The 16,256-nt window shown below is 65.5% G+C and carries 16 protein-coding genes; 11 read left to right on the top strand and 5 right to left on the bottom strand.

Annotated features, from left to right (window positions below):
- Positions 1-35: 35 nt before the first annotated feature.
- From carB to carA, 4 genes are all read right to left on the bottom strand, one after another.
- Positions 36-3,362: a carbamoyl-phosphate synthase large subunit gene (gene carB / locus PFX90_RS02505; protein WP_285710178.1), complete on the bottom strand. Its 3,327-nt coding sequence runs from the start codon at positions 3,360-3,362 to the stop codon at positions 36-38.
- Entirely contained in the window at positions 3,362-3,979 is a 618-nt protein-coding gene (locus PFX90_RS02510; protein ID WP_285710179.1) for a carbamoyl-phosphate synthase large subunit, read from the bottom strand. The genes carB and PFX90_RS02510 overlap by 1 nt, the downstream gene beginning before the upstream one ends.
- A 106-nt stretch (positions 3,980-4,085) precedes the next feature.
- Complete coding sequence (locus PFX90_RS02515; protein ID WP_285710181.1) at positions 4,086-4,736, bottom strand: hypothetical protein; 651 nt, start codon at positions 4,734-4,736, stop codon at positions 4,086-4,088.
- Positions 4,733-5,914: a glutamine-hydrolyzing carbamoyl-phosphate synthase small subunit gene (carA, locus tag PFX90_RS02520; protein WP_285710183.1), complete on the bottom strand. Its 1,182-nt coding sequence runs from the start codon at positions 5,912-5,914 to the stop codon at positions 4,733-4,735. Before carA ends, PFX90_RS02515 begins: the two co-directional genes overlap by 4 nt.
- 144 nt (positions 5,915-6,058) lie before the next feature.
- On the opposite strand from carA, the gene PFX90_RS02525 reads away from it, so the two are divergent.
- The 11 genes from PFX90_RS02525 to PFX90_RS02575 all read left to right on the top strand — a co-directional run bounded on the left by PFX90_RS02525 (position 6,059) and on the right by PFX90_RS02575 (position 15,910).
- Entirely contained in the window at positions 6,059-6,514 is a 456-nt protein-coding gene (locus PFX90_RS02525; protein ID WP_285710186.1) for a GatB/YqeY domain-containing protein, read from the top strand.
- Positions 6,515-6,575: 61 nt separating this feature from the next.
- Positions 6,576-8,462 (top strand): DNA primase, encoded by a 1,887-nt coding sequence (gene dnaG / locus PFX90_RS02530; protein ID WP_285710189.1) that lies wholly within the window; start codon positions 6,576-6,578, stop codon positions 8,460-8,462.
- A 73-nt stretch (positions 8,463-8,535) separates the two neighbouring features.
- Complete coding sequence (gene rpoD, locus PFX90_RS02535; protein ID WP_285710192.1) at positions 8,536-10,569, top strand: RNA polymerase sigma factor RpoD; 2,034 nt, start codon at positions 8,536-8,538, stop codon at positions 10,567-10,569.
- Positions 10,559-11,041 (top strand): hypothetical protein, encoded by a 483-nt coding sequence (locus tag PFX90_RS02540; RefSeq protein WP_285710194.1) that lies wholly within the window; start codon positions 10,559-10,561, stop codon positions 11,039-11,041. The genes rpoD and PFX90_RS02540 overlap by 11 nt, the downstream gene beginning before the upstream one ends.
- A 69-nt stretch (positions 11,042-11,110) precedes the next feature.
- Entirely contained in the window at positions 11,111-11,590 is a 480-nt protein-coding gene (locus PFX90_RS02545) for an RpiB/LacA/LacB family sugar-phosphate isomerase (RefSeq protein ID WP_285710196.1), read from the top strand.
- Positions 11,591-11,631: 41 nt separating this feature from the next.
- Positions 11,632-12,909 (top strand): serine hydroxymethyltransferase, encoded by a 1,278-nt coding sequence (gene glyA / locus PFX90_RS02550; protein WP_419180079.1) that lies wholly within the window; start codon positions 11,632-11,634, stop codon positions 12,907-12,909.
- Positions 12,910-12,922: 13 nt separating this feature from the next.
- Positions 12,923-13,138, top strand: coding sequence for a hypothetical protein (locus PFX90_RS02555; protein ID WP_285710200.1), 216 nt, complete (start codon positions 12,923-12,925; stop codon positions 13,136-13,138).
- A gap of 8 nt (positions 13,139-13,146) precedes the next feature.
- On the top strand, positions 13,147-13,608 hold the full coding sequence (nrdR, locus tag PFX90_RS02560; protein ID WP_285710202.1) for a transcriptional regulator NrdR: 462 nt from the start codon (positions 13,147-13,149) through the stop codon (positions 13,606-13,608).
- A 7-nt stretch (positions 13,609-13,615) separates the two neighbouring features.
- Complete coding sequence (locus tag PFX90_RS02565) at positions 13,616-14,371, top strand: RNA methyltransferase (protein WP_285710205.1); 756 nt, start codon at positions 13,616-13,618, stop codon at positions 14,369-14,371.
- A gap of 178 nt (positions 14,372-14,549) precedes the next feature.
- Positions 14,550-15,164: a 30S ribosomal protein S4 gene (gene rpsD, locus PFX90_RS02570; RefSeq protein WP_285710207.1), complete on the top strand. Its 615-nt coding sequence runs from the start codon at positions 14,550-14,552 to the stop codon at positions 15,162-15,164.
- A gap of 110 nt (positions 15,165-15,274) precedes the next feature.
- Entirely contained in the window at positions 15,275-15,910 is a 636-nt protein-coding gene (locus PFX90_RS02575; protein WP_285710210.1) for an NAD(P)H-dependent oxidoreductase, read from the top strand.
- Here PFX90_RS02575 and PFX90_RS02580 read toward each other — a convergent pair.
- Positions 15,907-16,218 carry a chorismate mutase gene (locus PFX90_RS02580; protein ID WP_285710213.1) on the bottom strand — a complete coding sequence of 104 codons (312 nt, stop codon included), beginning with the start codon at positions 16,216-16,218 and terminating at the stop codon, positions 15,907-15,909. The genes PFX90_RS02575 and PFX90_RS02580 overlap by 4 nt on opposite strands.
- Positions 16,219-16,256 lie beyond the last annotated feature (38 nt).

Here is a 16,256-nt window from a genome sequence, read left to right on the forward strand (position 1 = left end):
CGTCAGGCACTCTCGTTTGTCGGGGGAGGTGTCAGTCAGCTGCCATAATAGTCCTGCAAGCTGCGGACTTCAAGCTGGTCCGGCCGGATCGCCGAAATCGCCGCCGCCGCCGCCACCGAAGCGGCCGCCGTGGTGTAGTAGGGCACCTTGCCGGCGAGGGCTGCCTGACGGATCGATTTCGAATCCATCAGCGATTGCCATCCTTCCGTGGTGTTGAAGATGAGCGCGATATCGCCGTCGATGATCTTGTCGACGATATGCGGCTGGCCCTCGGCCACCTTGTTGACCCGCTCGACGGCGAGGCCCTGTTCGGCGAGGTAGGACTGCGTGCCCCCGGTGGCGATCACGCGGAAGCCGTGGTCGAGCAGGCGCTTCACCGCCGGGACGATCACCGCCTTGTCGGTGTTCTTGACGCTGACGAACACGGTCCCGCCCTGCGGCAGGTGCGAGCCTGCGCCGATCTGCGACTTGAGGAAGGCGGCCTCGAAGGTGGCGTCGATCCCCATCACCTCGCCGGTCGACTTCATTTCGGGGCTGAGCACCGGGTCGGAGCCGGGGAAGCGCGCGAAGGGGAAGACCGCTTCCTTGACCGCCATGTAGGGCAGGTCACGCTTGAAGGGCTCGAAGTTGCTGAGCGGCTCGCCCGCCATCACGCGCGCTGCGATCTTGGCGACCGGCTGGCCGATGGCTTTCGCCACGAAGGGCACGGTGCGCGACGCGCGCGGGTTTACCTCGATAAGGTAGACCGTGCCGTCCTTCACCGCGAACTGGATGTTCATCAGGCCCTTCACACGCAGCGCAAAGGCGAGCGCCTCGGCCTGGCGCTCCATCTCGGCGATGATCTCGGGAGGCAGCGAGTAGGGCGGCAGGGTGCAGGCAGAATCGCCCGAATGGACGCCCGCCTCCTCGATATGCTGCATTACCCCGGCAATCCGCACCTCGGTGCCGTCGCACAGGGCATCGACATCGCATTCGATCGCATCGCGCAGATACTGGTCGATCAGCACCGGCGAATCCCCGCTGACGTTCACCGCGGTGGCGATGTAGCTGTCGAGCTGGGCTTCGCTGTCGACGATCTCCATCGCCCGCCCGCCGAGGACGTAGGAGGGACGCAACAGCACCGGATAGCCGATGCGCGCGGCAACCGCGGCGGCCTCGTCGCGGCTGCGGGCGATGCCGTTCTCGGGCTGCTTGAGCTTCAGCTTGCTCACCAGCTTGGCGAAGCGCTCGCGGTCCTCGGCCAAGTCAATCGCGTCGGGCGAGGTGCCGAGGATCGGGATGCCCGCATCCTCCAGCGCCTGCGCCAGCTTCAGCGGGGTCTGCCCGCCGAACTGCACGATCACGCCGAGGAGCTCGCCCTTCGACTGCTCGACCCGCAGGATTTCCAGCACGTCCTCGTCGGTCAGCGGTTCGAAATAGAGGCGGTCGGAGGTGTCGTAATCGGTCGAGACGGTCTCCGGGTTGCAGTTGACCATGATCGTCTCGAAGCCCTGCTCGGCCAGTGCAAAACAGGCGTGGACGCAGCAGTAGTCGAACTCGATGCCCTGCCCGATCCGGTTGGGCCCGCCGCCGAGGATGACGATCTTCTTGCGGTCGGAGGGATCAGCCTCGCATTCGGGCGCGCCGAAGCTCGGGGCCTCGTAGGTCGAATACATGTAGGGCGTGATTGCCTCGAACTCGGCGGCGCAGCTGTCGATGCGCTTGAATACGGGGAGCACGCCGAGCTTGTGGCGCAGAGCGCGCACTTCCTCGGCGCTGGTGGCCCCCGCCATCGCGACGAGCGCGTCATGCAGCAGCCCCGAGCGCTTGGCCTGGGTCTCGCCCAGCCCGCCCGCGACGCCCACCGAGCGCACCGCAAGCGTCGCAAGGCGCTTGTCGGAGAAGCCCATCGCCTTCAACCGCCTGAGGCCCGCCGCATCGCGCGGCAAGCCGTTGGCCTGCAAGTCCTTCTCGGCGGCGATGATCCCCTCGATCTGACGCAGGAACCACGGGTCGTAATGGGTGACGGCGGCCACTTCCTCCACCGTCATCCCCTCGCGGAAGGCCTGGCCGACCTTGAGCAGCCGGTCGGGTGTGCGGCGCGACAATGCAGCGGTGATGACCTCTCGGCCCGCGCCTTCGAGCTCGGGGAAGCGGTTGAAGCCATCGAGGCCCGTCTCGAGGCCCCGCAGCGCCTTCTGCACGCTCTCCTGAAAATTGCGCCCGATCGCCATGACTTCGCCGACGCTCTTCATCGCGGTCGAGAGGTCATTGGCCGCGCCCTTGAACTTCTCGAAGGCAAAGCGCGGGATCTTGGTCACCACGTAGTCAATGGTCGGCTCGAAACTCGCAGGGGTCGCGCCGGTGATCTCGTTGGTAAGTTCGTCGAGGGTGTAGCCCACCGCGAGCTTCGCCGCGACGCGGGCGATGGGGAAGCCTGTGGCCTTCGATGCCAGCGCGGAAGAACGCGAGACGCGCGGGTTCATCTCGATCACGATCAACCGCCCGTCCTTGGGATTGACCGCGAACTGGACGTTGGACCCGCCCGTCTCCACCCCGATCTCGCGCAGCACGGCGATGCTGGCCGAGCGCATGATCTGGTATTCCTTGTCGGTCAGCGTCAGCGCCGGCGCGACGGTGATCGAGTCCCCGGTGTGCACCCCCATCGGATCGACGTTCTCGATCGAGCAGATGATGATCGCGTTGTCCTTGCGATCGCGGACCACCTCCATCTCGAACTCCTTCCACCCGAGGAGCGATTCCTCGATCAGGACTTCGGTGGTGGGGGACGCATCGAGACCCTCGCGCACGATCTGGTCGAATTCGGCCTTGTTGTAGGCAATCCCGCCCCCGGTGCCGCCGAGGGTGAAGGAGGGGCGGATGATCGAGGGCAGCCCGGTGCGTTCCAGCACCGCGCGGGCTTGTTCGAGCGTGTTGGCGACCCCGGAGCGCGCCGATTCCAGCCCGATCGCATCCATTGCCTCGCGAAAACGCTGGCGGTTCTCGGCCTTGTCGATGGCGTCGGCCTTGGCCCCGATCATCTCGACCCCGTATTCGGCGAGCACGCCCATCTCGTCGAGCTTGAGCGCGCAGTTCAATGCGGTCTGCCCGCCCATCGTCGGCAGCAGCGCATCGGGGCGCTCCTTGGCGATGATCTTGGCGACGATCTCGGGCGTGATCGGCTCGATATAGGTGGCGTCAGCGAATTCCGGATCGGTCATGATCGTCGCGGGGTTGGAGTTGACGAGGATAACCCGGTAACCCTCCTCCTTCAGCGCCTTGATCGCCTGGGTGCCGGAATAGTCGAACTCGCAGGCCTGGCCGATGATGATCGGACCGGCGCCGATGACGAGGATCGAGGAAATGTCGGTTCTTTTGGGCATCAGGATTCCTGCTCGGAAAAGGCGAAGATCAGCTTGGTGTAGCGGTTCACGTAGGGCAGCACGTCGGGCTTGGAGGCGGCGGCGCCGAAGACGAAGGTGCAGTTGCGGCGGATGTCGATCAGCCGGTCCCCGTCGCGCGCCATGATGTAGCTCAGCACATAATAGGAGCGCGGGGCATTGCTGCGGCCGACGACGTCGAGCTTTTTCACCGTATCGGTGCCGCTGGCGAGGCGCTCGCCATCGATGAAGCCCTGTTCGCGGCGCTCTGCGGCCACTGCCTTGTGGCGCGCGGCGGGGTCGAAGTCTTCCTCGTTGAACGGGCCCTGCGAGGCGGCGATGCGGCAGTCCATGCGGCCTGCGACGGGGTAGCGGGTTGCTTCGTCATGGAGCACGGGGCGCCAGAAGGTGATGACCGGCAGGCCTGTCTCCGGCGAGGCATCGAGCGTCACCGAGCCATCGCCCTGAAACGCCACGCCCTCGGCGATCTCCGCGCCGGGCCACTCGGAGACGGGCGCGGGGTTCTGGGCGAGCGAACCGGTTGAAATTGTTGCGAACGTAGCGGCGAGTGCAGTAAGCTGAACCCAAATTGGGATGTAGACCAAATGTGGTCGGGCCATGCCGTAGTCGCATTTAGGTCTCCTCACAGCCGATCTGCCTTACTCAGACCGGCTCTGAGAATACGAAGAGCCGACATCTCCAAGACCGAGCTCTCTCCATGAGGCATCACAGAAGTCCCACGATTAGGCTACCGAGAGCCATCAAGATACCGGCGATTACAAAACGGTAAGTGTCCTCAATTCCCCCTTCCATTACAGCCTTAAGCCGATCCCAAACGAGATAATTGAATGCTCCTACAGCAAACCTTTTGCCTGCCGATATCAGGCTTTTCCAAGCGCTGAGACTAGCGAGTGTTTCGTCGCGGATGATTGGGTCAAGTGAGTTGCTCGCCCGCAGAACTTCTTCAGCATCCGATACTGACGAGATCGCTTGCTCATAATCGTCTTGGTTGTCACCAAATGACACCATGCGACTTGAAGCAGGAGCAAGTTGCTGATCCAACAATAACAACGGGTCGCTTGCTGCTTGCGCTGCCTCAGTAGCAGTCAGCCGCTCCAAGTAGGTTTGCTCAACTAGCCTATATCCCGCCTGTGATATAGAATAGGACGAGGGTCTATTCATTGAATAGCTTCCATCCAGCAACTCGCGATTAGCAAGCGCACGCACCGCTAATTCCACACGTTGCCTTCCGAACTGACCATTCAGAAGATCAAATACTTCAGAAACATAGAGCTTTTGATCTCCCTTCTGTGCATGATCGTAGAAGGCGTTAAGGACCAATTGCTCCAGCTCGTCTTGAGTGACCATGCTGTTCACCCCAGCCCCCCAACAAACTTCTCGAACAGGTAGAAACTATCCTGCGGCCCCGGGCTCGCCTCAGGGTGATACTGCACGGCAAACGCCCGCTTGCCGCGAATAGAAATCCCGCAATTCGTCCCGTCGAACAGCGAGACATGGGTCTGCTCGACATTCTCGGGCAGGGTTGCGGCATCGACCGCAAAGCCGTGGTTCATAGAGGTGATCTCGACCAGACCCGTGGTCTCGCCCCAGCCCTCGCCCACACGCTGCACCGGATGGTTCGCGCCGCGGTGGCCCTGGTGCATCTTGATCGTCTTCGCCCCCGCCGCCAGCCCGAGCATCTGGTGGCCCAGGCAGATGCCGAACAGCGGCACATCGGCGTCCAGAAGCGCCTTGATCACCGGCACGGCATATTCGCCGGTCGCCGCCGGATCGCCCGGGCCGTTGGAGAGGAACACGCCGTCGGGTGCGAGGGCCATGATCTCGTCGAACCCGGTCTTGGCGGGCACCACCGTCACCCGCGCGCCCGCCTTCACGAGATTGCGAAAAATATTGTCCTTCGCGCCGTAATCGATCGCGACCACGTGCGGCTTGGCGTCGAAGGCCGCGCGGCCGTAGCCCTTGCCGAGGCTCCACGAGCCACCCGCCCACTGCTCGCCGCCCTCGCGGGTGACGCGGATGGCGAGGTCCATGCCTTCGAGGCCCGGCCACTCGGCGGCGCGTTTCACCAGCGCGGGGATGTCGAACTTGCCGTCGGGCGCATGGGCGATCACTGCGTTGGGCGCGCCGCTCTGGCGGATGCGGCGGGTGAGCGCGCGGGTGTCGATGCCGGAAAGACCGATCTTGCCGTTCCTCACCATCCATTCGGTGAAACGCTCGATCGAGCGGAAATTGCTGGGCTCGGTCACGTCCTCGCGCACCACGCAGCCGACCGCGCCTTCGACCTTGCTCTCGATATCCTCGCCATTCGCGCCGACATTGCCGATATGCGGGAAGGTGAATGTGACGATCTGCGCGGCGTAGGAGGGATCGGTCATCACCTCCTGATAGCCGGTCATCGCGGTGTTGAAGCACACCTCGCCCACGGCGCTTCCCGTCGCCCCGAAGCCCCGGCCCCAGACCACCGTGCCATCGGCCAGAACCAGAACGCCGGTTGCGCCTGAGGGTTGCGCGCGGAAAGATGCGGGGTCGGCCATGGGGCGCTCCGTTACAGGGGTTCCAGCGATGGTGCTAAGTTTTGCCCGCTAGGCCCCTCGCCCCCCCGCGTCAACCTAGGCTTGGCGCTGAATTTGCGTTAGGGGCGCGGGCCAGAGACCCCTTCCACAGGAAACATCAGAAAAATGATCCGTGACGATATCAAGGCCGCCACCATTGCCGCGATGAAGGCAGGCGAGAAGGACCGCACCGCCGCGCTCCGCCAGATCAGCGCCAAGATCAAGGACCGTGACATCGAGGAACGCACCGCCGCCGCACCGGTGAGCGATGACGATGTGCTGGTGACGAGCGTGCTCCAGAAGATGGCCAAGCAGCGCCGCGAATCGATCGAGATGTATGATGCCGGCGGCCGCACCGAACTGGCTGCGGTCGAGCGTGCGGAACTCGCCGTGATCGAGGAGTTCCTGCCGCAGATGATGGACGAGGCCGCGACCAAGGCCGCGATCGAGGCGATCAAGGCGGAACTCGGCGCGAGCTCCATGAAGGACATGGGCGCGGTGATGACCGAACTGCGCAATCGCCACGGTGCGGTGCTGGATGGCAAGCTCGCAAGCGGGCTGGTGAAAGCTGCTTTGAGCTAAGCCACAGACCCGTCCACAGCCCGCGCTTGAACCCTCGGGCTTTCGGGCGCACCTAAGACCCATGGCCATCACCCCGCAATGGAAGGACGAGCTGCGTGCGCGGATCACGCTCTCGACGCTTGTCCAGCGCTCGGTGAAGCTGACGCGGGCGGGGCGCGAGTGGAAGGGGTGCTGCCCGTTCCATGACGAGAAGACACCGAGCTTCTACGTCAACGACCAGAAGCAGTTCTACCACTGCTTCGGTTGCGGGGCGCATGGCGATGCGATCAGCTGGATGGTGGACCAGCAGGGCCTCCAGTTCATGGACGCGGTCAAGGAATTGGCCGCGATGGCCGGGATGGAGGTCCCCGCCCCCGATCCCGTCATGGCCAAGAAGGCCGAGGCGCGCGCCAGTCTGATCGATGTGACCGAAGCGGCGCAGAAGTTTTTTGTCGAGGCACTTGGGGGCCCGTCAGGCAGCGCGGCGCGCGAATATCTCCAGAGGCGCGGTTTCTCGCCGCAGGTGATGGCCGAATTCGGCTTCGGTTGGGCCCCGGACGACAGACAGGCCCTCCCCCGTGCCCTGTCGGGCTTCGGCGAGGATATGCTCGAGGGCGCCGGGATGCGCGCCAGCAACGAGCAGGGCGAGCGCTATGACCGCTTCCGTGGCCGCGTGATGCTGCCCATTCAGGACGCGCGGGGGCGGGTGATCGCCTTCGGGGGCCGCATCCTCGACAAGCGCGACGGGGTGGCGAAATACCTCAACTCCCCCGACACCGACCTCTTCGACAAGGGCCGCACGCTCTACAACCTCCACCGCGCCGCCCCCGCCGCGCGCCAGAGCGGGCGGGTGGTGGTGGTCGAGGGCTACATGGACGTGATCGCGCTCGCAAATGCGGGCATCAGGGACGCGGTCGCCCCGCTCGGCACGGCGCTCACAGAGATGCAGCTCGAACTGCTGTGGCGCATGGTCGAGGTGCCGGTGCTGTGCTTCGATGGCGACGTGGCAGGCCAGCGCGCGGCGATGCGGGCGATTGCGCGGGCGCTGCCGATGCTCGCGCCGATGCGCTCGCTCGGGATCGTGCGCCTGCCCGCGGGCCTTGATCCCGACGACCTCATCAAGGCGCAAGGGGCGGCGGCGATGGAACAGCTGCTTGCCCAGCCCGCCCCGCTGATCGACACCCTGTGGGAGTTCGAGCGCGATGCCCAGCCCCTCGCCACGCCCGAGGCCAAGGCGGGGCTCAAGGCGCGGCTGATGGCGCATGTCGAGACCATCGCCGACCCCGAGATCAAGAGCCTCTACCGCCGCGAGCTCTCCGACCGCTTCTCGGCCTTCGCCTATCCTCCACGGCCTCAGCGCCCGCCCCCGCAGGCCCGCCCCGCCCCGGGCCAGCGCACCACATGGCGGGGCGCCAATGTCCCGCCGCCGGGCCTTTCGGAAGAAGCGCGGGTGCAGCTTTCGGGGATGATGGCGGGCGGCCAGCGGCAGGGCCTGCTGCAGGCCGTGCTGGCGGGCCTTGCGCGCCATCCCGGGCAGATCGCCCGCCATACCGAGGCGCTCATCAGCCTCGCCCGGCTGCTCCCCGCAGCGGCTCCCGCGATCGAATCGCTCATCGCGCTTGCGGAAACGCTTGATTCGCGCGACGCAACCGCCATATGGCTAACCACGCAAGGCCAACCCGCCCCGTCGGCAGATATCCGCTACGCCTTTCTCGAAGAAGGCACCGATCCCGACGCTGCGTGCGAGGAACTGGCTGAAGCTGTGTCGCTGCTGGTCGAAAGACCGGCGCTTGAGGCTGCGCTTGCGGCCACGATCGCGCGTTTCGACAGCGATCCGGAAGGATCGTTTGCGGAGCAGACCCGTTTGCGTGCACAGCTCATCGCAACCGAAGAAAGATTGAAGGCCTTCGGACGCCGCAAGGCCTCCGCGCCGGTCAAGCTCGAGGCCGGCACGGACGATACGCCCTGACCGGGCACACATGGGACCAACAGGCGCCCCGCCACACGGCAGGGCGCCCGGCAACGGATAGACACGGATACATATGGCCGAGAAGGAAGATGCCCCGCTGATCGACCTCAACGAGGCTTCGATCAAGAAGCTGATCAGCAAGGCGAAGAAGCGCGGCTACGTCACCTATGACGAGCTCAACGAGGCGCTGCCCTCGGGCGAGATGAGCCCCGACCAGATCGAGGACATCCAGACAGCGCTGTCTGAAATGGGCGTGCAGATCGTCGAGAGTGATGAGGACGCCGAGGCCGAGGCCGAGGACCGCGAGGACGGCGAGACCGAGGACGTCGTCGCCGAGGACGATGACGAGGACGACGACGGCGAGCGCAAGGGCCCGGCCAAGGACGCGCGCGCGGGCAACAAGAAGCTCGCCACCGGCGAGCGCACCGACGATCCGGTGCGCATGTACCTGCGCGAAATGGGCGCGGTGGAACTCCTCAGCCGCGAGGGCGAGATCGCCATCGCCAAGCGCATCGAGGCCGGCCGCGACATGATGATCATGGGGCTGTGCGAAAGCCCGATCACCTTCCACGCGATCATCCAGTGGTCCGAAGCGCTCAACAACGGCGACATGCAGCTGCGCGAGATCCTCGATCTCGACGCGATGCTCTCCAAGGAACCCCCGGCCGAGAAGATGGCCGAAGGCGCCGAGGATGACGACGACGACGAAATCTCCGAAGCCACCGCCGGCCCGACCATCCGTGAGGATGACGAGGTCGAGGACGAGCCCGAGGCCGATTCGGACGAGGACGAGGACGGCGAGCCCCGCCCGAAGCGCGAAGAGGAAGAGGAGGAGGACAACACCCTCTCTCTCGCCCAGATGGAAGCCGCGCTGAAGCCCGAGGCATTGGAGCGCTTCGCCCGCATCACCACGCTGTTCAACGCTTTCGAGAAGCTCCAGGGCGAACGCGTCGATACCCTCGCGGCCGGCAATGCCTTCCCCGCGGCCAAGGAAGCCAAGTACGAACAGCTGCGCGAAGACCTCACCGCCGAAGTCGAGTCCGTGCAGTTCCACGCGACCAAGATCGAATTCCTGGTCGACAACCTCTACGCCTTCAACCGCCGCCTCACCACGCTCGGCGGCCAGATGCTGCGCCTTGCCGAGCGTCACAAGGTCAAGCGTGCCGACTTCCTCACCGCCTATGTCGGCAACGAGATGGACGATGCGTGGATCAGGGAGCGCGCGAAGAAGGACAAGAAGTGGGCCGCCTTCCTCGAGCGCGAGGAAGACGCGATCGAGCGCATCCGCTCCGAAATCGCCGACATCGCCGCGCAGACCGGCATGAGCCTTCAGGAATTCCGCCGCATCGTCAACATGGTCCAGAAGGGCGAGCGCGAGGCGCGCATCGCCAAGAAGGAAATGGTCGAGGCGAACCTGCGCCTGGTGATCTCGATCGCCAAGAAATACACCAACCGGGGCCTGCAATTCCTTGATCTCATTCAGGAAGGCAATATCGGGCTGATGAAGGCGGTCGACAAGTTCGAATACCGCCGCGGCTACAAGTTCAGCACTTACGCCACGTGGTGGATCCGGCAGGCGATCACGCGTTCGATTGCGGACCAAGCCCGCACCATCCGCATTCCGGTGCACATGATCGAGACGATCAACAAGCTGGTGCGCACGAGCCGCCAGTTCCTCCACGAGGAAGGCCGCGAGCCGACGCCCGAGGAAATGGCTGCACGCCTCTCGATGCCGCTCGAGAAGGTCCGCAAGGTGATGAAGATCGCCAAGGAGCCGATCTCCCTCGAAACCCCCATCGGGGACGAGGAAGACAGCCACCTCGGCGATTTCATCGAGGACAAGAACGCGATCATCCCGGTCGATGCCGCGATTCAGGCGAACCTCAAGGAAACCGTCACCCGCGTGCTGGCTTCGCTGACTCCCCGCGAGGAGCGCGTGCTGCGGATGCGCTTCGGGATCGGCATGAACACCGATCACACGCTGGAAGAAGTCGGCCAGCAGTTCTCGGTGACGCGCGAACGTATCCGCCAGATCGAGGCGAAGGCGCTGCGCAAGCTCAAGCACCCGTCGCGGTCGCGCAAGATGCGCTCTTTCCTTGATCAATAGGCTCGCTTCCGCCGGTACTGCGGCCGCCTTGCTCGGCATGGCGGCCCCGGTTCTGGCACAGGAAAAGGTCGGCCCGCCGCCCGCCTTGGTCGACCAGCTGACCGCCGTGGCGCGCGAGAATCTGCCTCTCGCGCGGTTGAAGGATGGCTCGCAGGTCCCGGCCGAGACGGCCGAAGAGCGCGCGCAGCCGATCGTGCCGCGCGCGCTGGAGGTGCAGACCATCGACCGCGCCCTGCTCAGTGCGGCGATGAATGTCTGCGGCCTTGATTCCGACGAGCTGAGCTATCTGCCCTACATGCGCGCCATCCGGGAAAGCGCACGCTATTCGGACAAGCAGCTCGCCTATGTCGGCCTGCTCCACGGGGTTACCCTTGGCGCCCTCGAGCCCACGCTCGACGCGAGCATTTGCAACCCCGAGCTGATCGAGAGCTTTAAGCAGGAAGCCGGCAGCGCGCCTGTCGCCACGCCCTAGTCAGGCTGCCGGTCGAAAAAGCGCCGCGACGGGGTGGAGAATCCCGCCGCCAACGCCTATAGGCCCCCCATGCGCATCGCCATCGCCTCCGATCACGCGGCCGTCGAACTGAAGGCCGACCTTGCCGAATGGCTCGTCGAGGAGGGCCACGAGGTCGCCGACCTCGGCCCGGAGCCCGGGCAGAGCGTCGATTACCCCGATTACGGCTACCGTCTCGCCGAGATCATCGCGGAAGGGACGGTCGAATTCGGGATCGCGCTGTGCGGCAGCGGCATCGGCATCTCGATCAGCGTCAACCGCCACCCGCAGGTGCGCTGCGCCCTCGTCAGCGAGCCGCTCTCGGCCGCGCTCGCGCGCGAACATAATGATGCCAATTGCATCGCAATGGGCGCGCGTCTCGTAGGGATCGAGATGGCGAAATCCTGCGTTGCGACCTTCCTCGACACAGAATTCGCCGATGCCGGCGATCCGGCCGGGCGCCACCAGCGCCGGGTCGGCAAGCTCGGCAAGCCGCCCTTCCAGCCCGATCACATCGAGACCCATCAATGAGCACCGCCCCTCTCGACTTCGCTAGCCGCACCCAAAACCCGATGGACGGCTTCTGGCACAATGACCTCGCCCACGCCGATCCCGAGATCGCCGCGGCCATCGGCAAGGAGCTCGCCCGCCAGCGCGACAAGATCGAGCTGATCGCCTCCGAGAACATCGCGTCGCGCGCCGTTCTTGAAGCCGCCGGCAGCGTCTTCACCAACAAATATGCCGAGGGCTATCCGGGCAAGCGCTACTACGGCGGCTGCGACTATGCCGACGTCGTCGAGACCCTCGCCATCGAGCGCGCCAAGCAGCTGTTCGGGTGCAACTTTGCGAACGTGCAGCCCAACAGCGGCTCGCAGATGAACCAGGCGGTGTTCCTCGCCCTGCTCAATCCGGGCGACACCTTCATGGGGCTCGACCTCAATTCGGGCGGCCACCTCACCCACGGCTCGCCGGTCAACATGAGCGGCAAGTGGTTCAACGTCGTCTCCTACGGTGTGAGCCGCGAGACCGAGACCATCGACATGGAAGAGGTCGCCGCCAAGGCGCGCGAGGCCAAGCCCAAGATCATCATCTGCGGCGGCACCGCCTATTCGCGCACCTGGGACTTCCCCGCATTCCGTGCCATCGCCGACGAAGTGGGCGCGGTGCTGCTGTGCGACATGAGCCACATCTCAGGGCTGGTCGCGGGCGGCGCGCACCCCTCGCCCTTCCCGCATTGCGACATCGTCACCTCGACCACCCACAAGAGCCTGCGCGGCCCCCGCTCGGGCATCATCCTGTGGAATGACGAGAAGTACACCAAGCCCCTGAACATGGCCGTGTTCCCCGGCCTGCAGGGCGGCCCGCTGATGCACATCGTCGCGGCCAAGGCGGTGGCCTTCAAGGAAGCGCTCGACCCGTCCTTCCGCGACTACGCGCACCGGATCGTCGAAAATGCCCGCGCGCTCGCCGCAAGTCTCGAGGAGAACGGCCTGCGCATCGTCAGCGGCGGCACCGACAACCACTCGATGCTGGTCGACCTGACGGCCAAGGACGTGACCGGCAAGGACGCCGAGAAGGGCCTCGACCGAGCCTTCCTCACCTGCAACAAGAACGGCATCCCCTACGACACCCGCTCGCCCTTCGTGACCAGCGGCATCCGCCTCGGCACGCCCGCCGGCACCACCCGCGGCTTCGGTCCCGAAGAGTTCCGCACCGTCGGCAAGCTCATCGCCGAAGTGGTTGACGGCCTGTCGAAAAACGGACCCGAGGGCGACGCCCAGATCGAAGAGAGCGTGCGCGCTCGGGTCAGCGCCCTGTGCGCCGCTTTCCCCGTCTATCCCGGCATGTAAGGGAGCATTTGCGATGAACGAACCGAACGGGCGTCAGGACTGGGTCGAGGACGTGAAGACCGAGGTTACCGGCATGGCCAAGGAAGGGCTCAATCACCCCTCGACCGCCCCGGTGCTGACCGGCGCGGCGATCGGCGCGGTGGCAGGGGCGATCCTTCCGGTGATTTCCTGGCCGCTCGGCCTGGTCGCCGGGGTCGGCTTCGCACTCTACCAGAGGGTCAAGAAGTAACCCCCTGAATGCGCTGCCCCTTCTGCGCCCATGACGATACCCAGGTAAAGGACAGCCGCCCGACCGAGGACAATGCCTCGATCCGGCGCCGTCGCCAGTGCTCGTCGTGCGGGGCGCGCTTCACCACCTTCGAGCGCGTGCAGCTGCGCGAGGTCGTGGTGGTGAAGAGCGGAGACCGGCGCGAGCCGTTCGAGCGTTCCAAGCTCGAACAGTCGATCTCGCTCGCCACGCGCAAGCGTTCGATCGACCAAGAACGGATCGACCAGCTGATCAGCGGCATCCAGCGCCAAGTCGAAACCTCGGGCGAGGCCGAGGTGCCCTCCTCGCATATCGGCGAGCTGGTGATGGAAGGGCTCAGGCAGATCGACAGCGTGGCCTATATCCGCTTCGCCAGCGTCTACCGCGATTTCTCCGAGGCGCGTGACTTCGAGGAATTTGCCAGCACCGTCCAGCAAGCCGCGAAGGAATAAGCGGAACATGGCCGACCTCAACAAGCCGGTGATCGTGCTCGTGCGCCCGCAGCTGGGCGAGAATATCGGCAAGGCGGCGCGCGCGATGCTCAATTTCGGGCTGACCGAGATGCGGCTCGTGGCCCCCCGCGATGGCTGGCCCAACCCCTCGGCGGGACCGGCGGCGGCGGGCGCGGATATCGTGCTCGAGCAGGCCAAGGTCTTCGCCACCACCGCCGAGGCGGTTGCCGACTGTGCGCATGTCCACGCCACCACCGTCCGCAAGCGCGGCGTCACCAAGCCGGTGATTGGCGCGGACGAAGCCGGGCGGCAGGTGCACACCCTCCCCGGCCGCCACGCGATCATCTTCGGGCCCGAACGCTCGGGGCTCGAAACCGAGGACGTGGCGCTCGCCCGCAACATCCTCACCATCCCGATCAATCCCGAGTTCGGTTCGCTGAACCTCGCGCAGGCGGTGATCCTCGTCGCCTATGAATGGTCGCGGATCGGACGCGAGATCGCGGATGCGGGCGAGGTGCTGGTGCAGCCGACGCTGGAAGAGACGCTCCCCCCCGTCCCGCAGGAAGAGCTCGAGGCGATGATCGCGCATCTCGAAAGCCTGCTGACCCCGCGCGGCTATTTCCGTCCCGCCACGCGCGCGGAGGCGACGCGGCGGACGCTGCGCGGCCTGCTGACCAAGCCGGGCTGGAACCATCTCGAGGTGCGCACCTTGCGCGGGGTTCTGAGCTATCTCGAACGCGACCGGGACGATCCGCGCAATTGATGCCCGCACGGGCTGCTTGCCCCTTGACGCAGCCGGCGTTCCTGCTATGCGCGCGCCTTCGCAAATGGGCCCTGCACCCCGGTGAAGCAGGCGCCGCATCACGGATATCGCCGTGATGGAGCGATACCGGGTTGAAGCCCGCCGCAGTGGCGGGTCAGCACATTGAAGGATACGACTTATGTCGAAGCGCAAGAGCGCCAAGCACAAGCTTGACCGCCGCATGGGCGAGAACATCTGGGGCCGCCCGAATTCCCCGGTGAACAAGCGTTCCTACGGCCCCGGCCAGCACGGCCAGCGCCGCAAGGGCAAGATGAGCGACTATGGCCTGCAGCTGCGCGCCAAGCAGAAGCTCAAGGGCTACTACGGCGACGTCACCGAGAAGCAGTTCAAGCGCAACTATCTCGAAGCCTCGCGCATGAGGGGCGACACCAGCCAGAACCTGATCGGCCTGCTCGAGCAGCGTCTCGACATGGTGGTCTACCGCGCCAAGTTCGCGCCGACCATCTTCGCCGCGCGCCAGATCGTCAGCCACGGCCACATCTATGTGAACGGCCAGAAGTGCAACATCGCCTCGCGCCGCGTGAACGTGGGCGACGTGGTGAGCCTCGGCGCCAAGGCCAAGGAAATGGCGCTGGTGATCGAAGCCCAGAGCCTCGCCGAGCGTGACATCCCCGACTACGTCATGCCCGACGGCACCGACAAGGTGACCTTCACCCGCGTGCCGAAGCTCGACGAAGTGCCCTATCCGGTGACGATGGAACCGAACCTGGTGGTCGAGTTCTACTCGCGCTGATCCGGCTTCGCGCCGCACGGCAAAGCAAGAGGGCGATCCTGCGGGGTCGCCCTTTTCTTTTGTGCGAGGCCCGGTAGGCTCACCCCGGGGCAAGCGAGGGGAACCGTGCAATGAACGTGCTGCTGATCGATGCGCACCCGGACGAGGGGCGCTATTGCTCGCACCTGCTATGCGTCTATCGCGAGGCTCTGCCCCCGGGCGTCGAGGTGACGCTGGTGCCGCTGCGCGACCTCGCCTTCAACCCCAACCTCGCCCACGGCTATCGCAAACGCACCGACTGGGAGCCCGACATCGCCCGGCTCGCCGAACTGCTCGATGCCTGCGACCACATCGCCTTCGCCTTCCCGATGTGGTGGGGCGCGGAGCCGGCGATGCTCAAGGGGCTGCTCGACCGGTTGTTCCTCCCCGGCTTCACCTTCGCCTATCACGACAACGACACATGGTGGGACCGCAACATGGCGGGCCGCTCGGCCGACGTGATCGTGACGATGGACACACCGCCGGTCTTCCTGCGGCTCGCCTATGGCAATTCGCTGATCCACCGCTGGAAGAAGCAGATCCTCGGCTTTGCCGGGTTCAAGCCGGTGCGCATCCTGCCGCTCGGACAGGTCAAGTTCGGCGGCGCGGAGAAGAAGGGCGCGGCGTGGGAGGCGAAGGTCCGCGCCCTCGCGCGGTCGATCCGGCAGGCAGAACCTGCGAAGAAGGAGCCGCGGCTGGCGCGGTTCCTAAGCCGGACAAAGGCCTAGCTGCGGATCCGGTCCCACTCGGCAAATTCGTAGGCGATCGAGCCTTCGACGAGCCGCTCCCAGAGATCGCCCACCACATCGCCGGGAATGCCGTGCGCCTCGGCCTCGGCGACGGCGGCGGCGATGACGCTGGCCTTGCGCACCTCGTCACGCACCGCATCGCGGCCCGGCTTGATCCGGGCGGCGGCGCGCATGTAGCCGAAGCGCTTCGCCAGCAGCGCCACCAGTTCGCGGTCGAGCGCATCGACCCCGGCGCGCACTTCGGGCATGGTCTGGCAGTCTTCAGGCTTCAAAGGCGTATCCGTCATGCCGCTCGCCCTAGGCGGTGCAGGCCGGGCTTGTCGAG

Source organism: Erythrobacter oryzae (genome assembly GCF_030271515.1).
Taxonomy (GTDB): Bacteria; Pseudomonadota; Alphaproteobacteria; order Sphingomonadales; family Sphingomonadaceae; genus Erythrobacter; species Erythrobacter oryzae.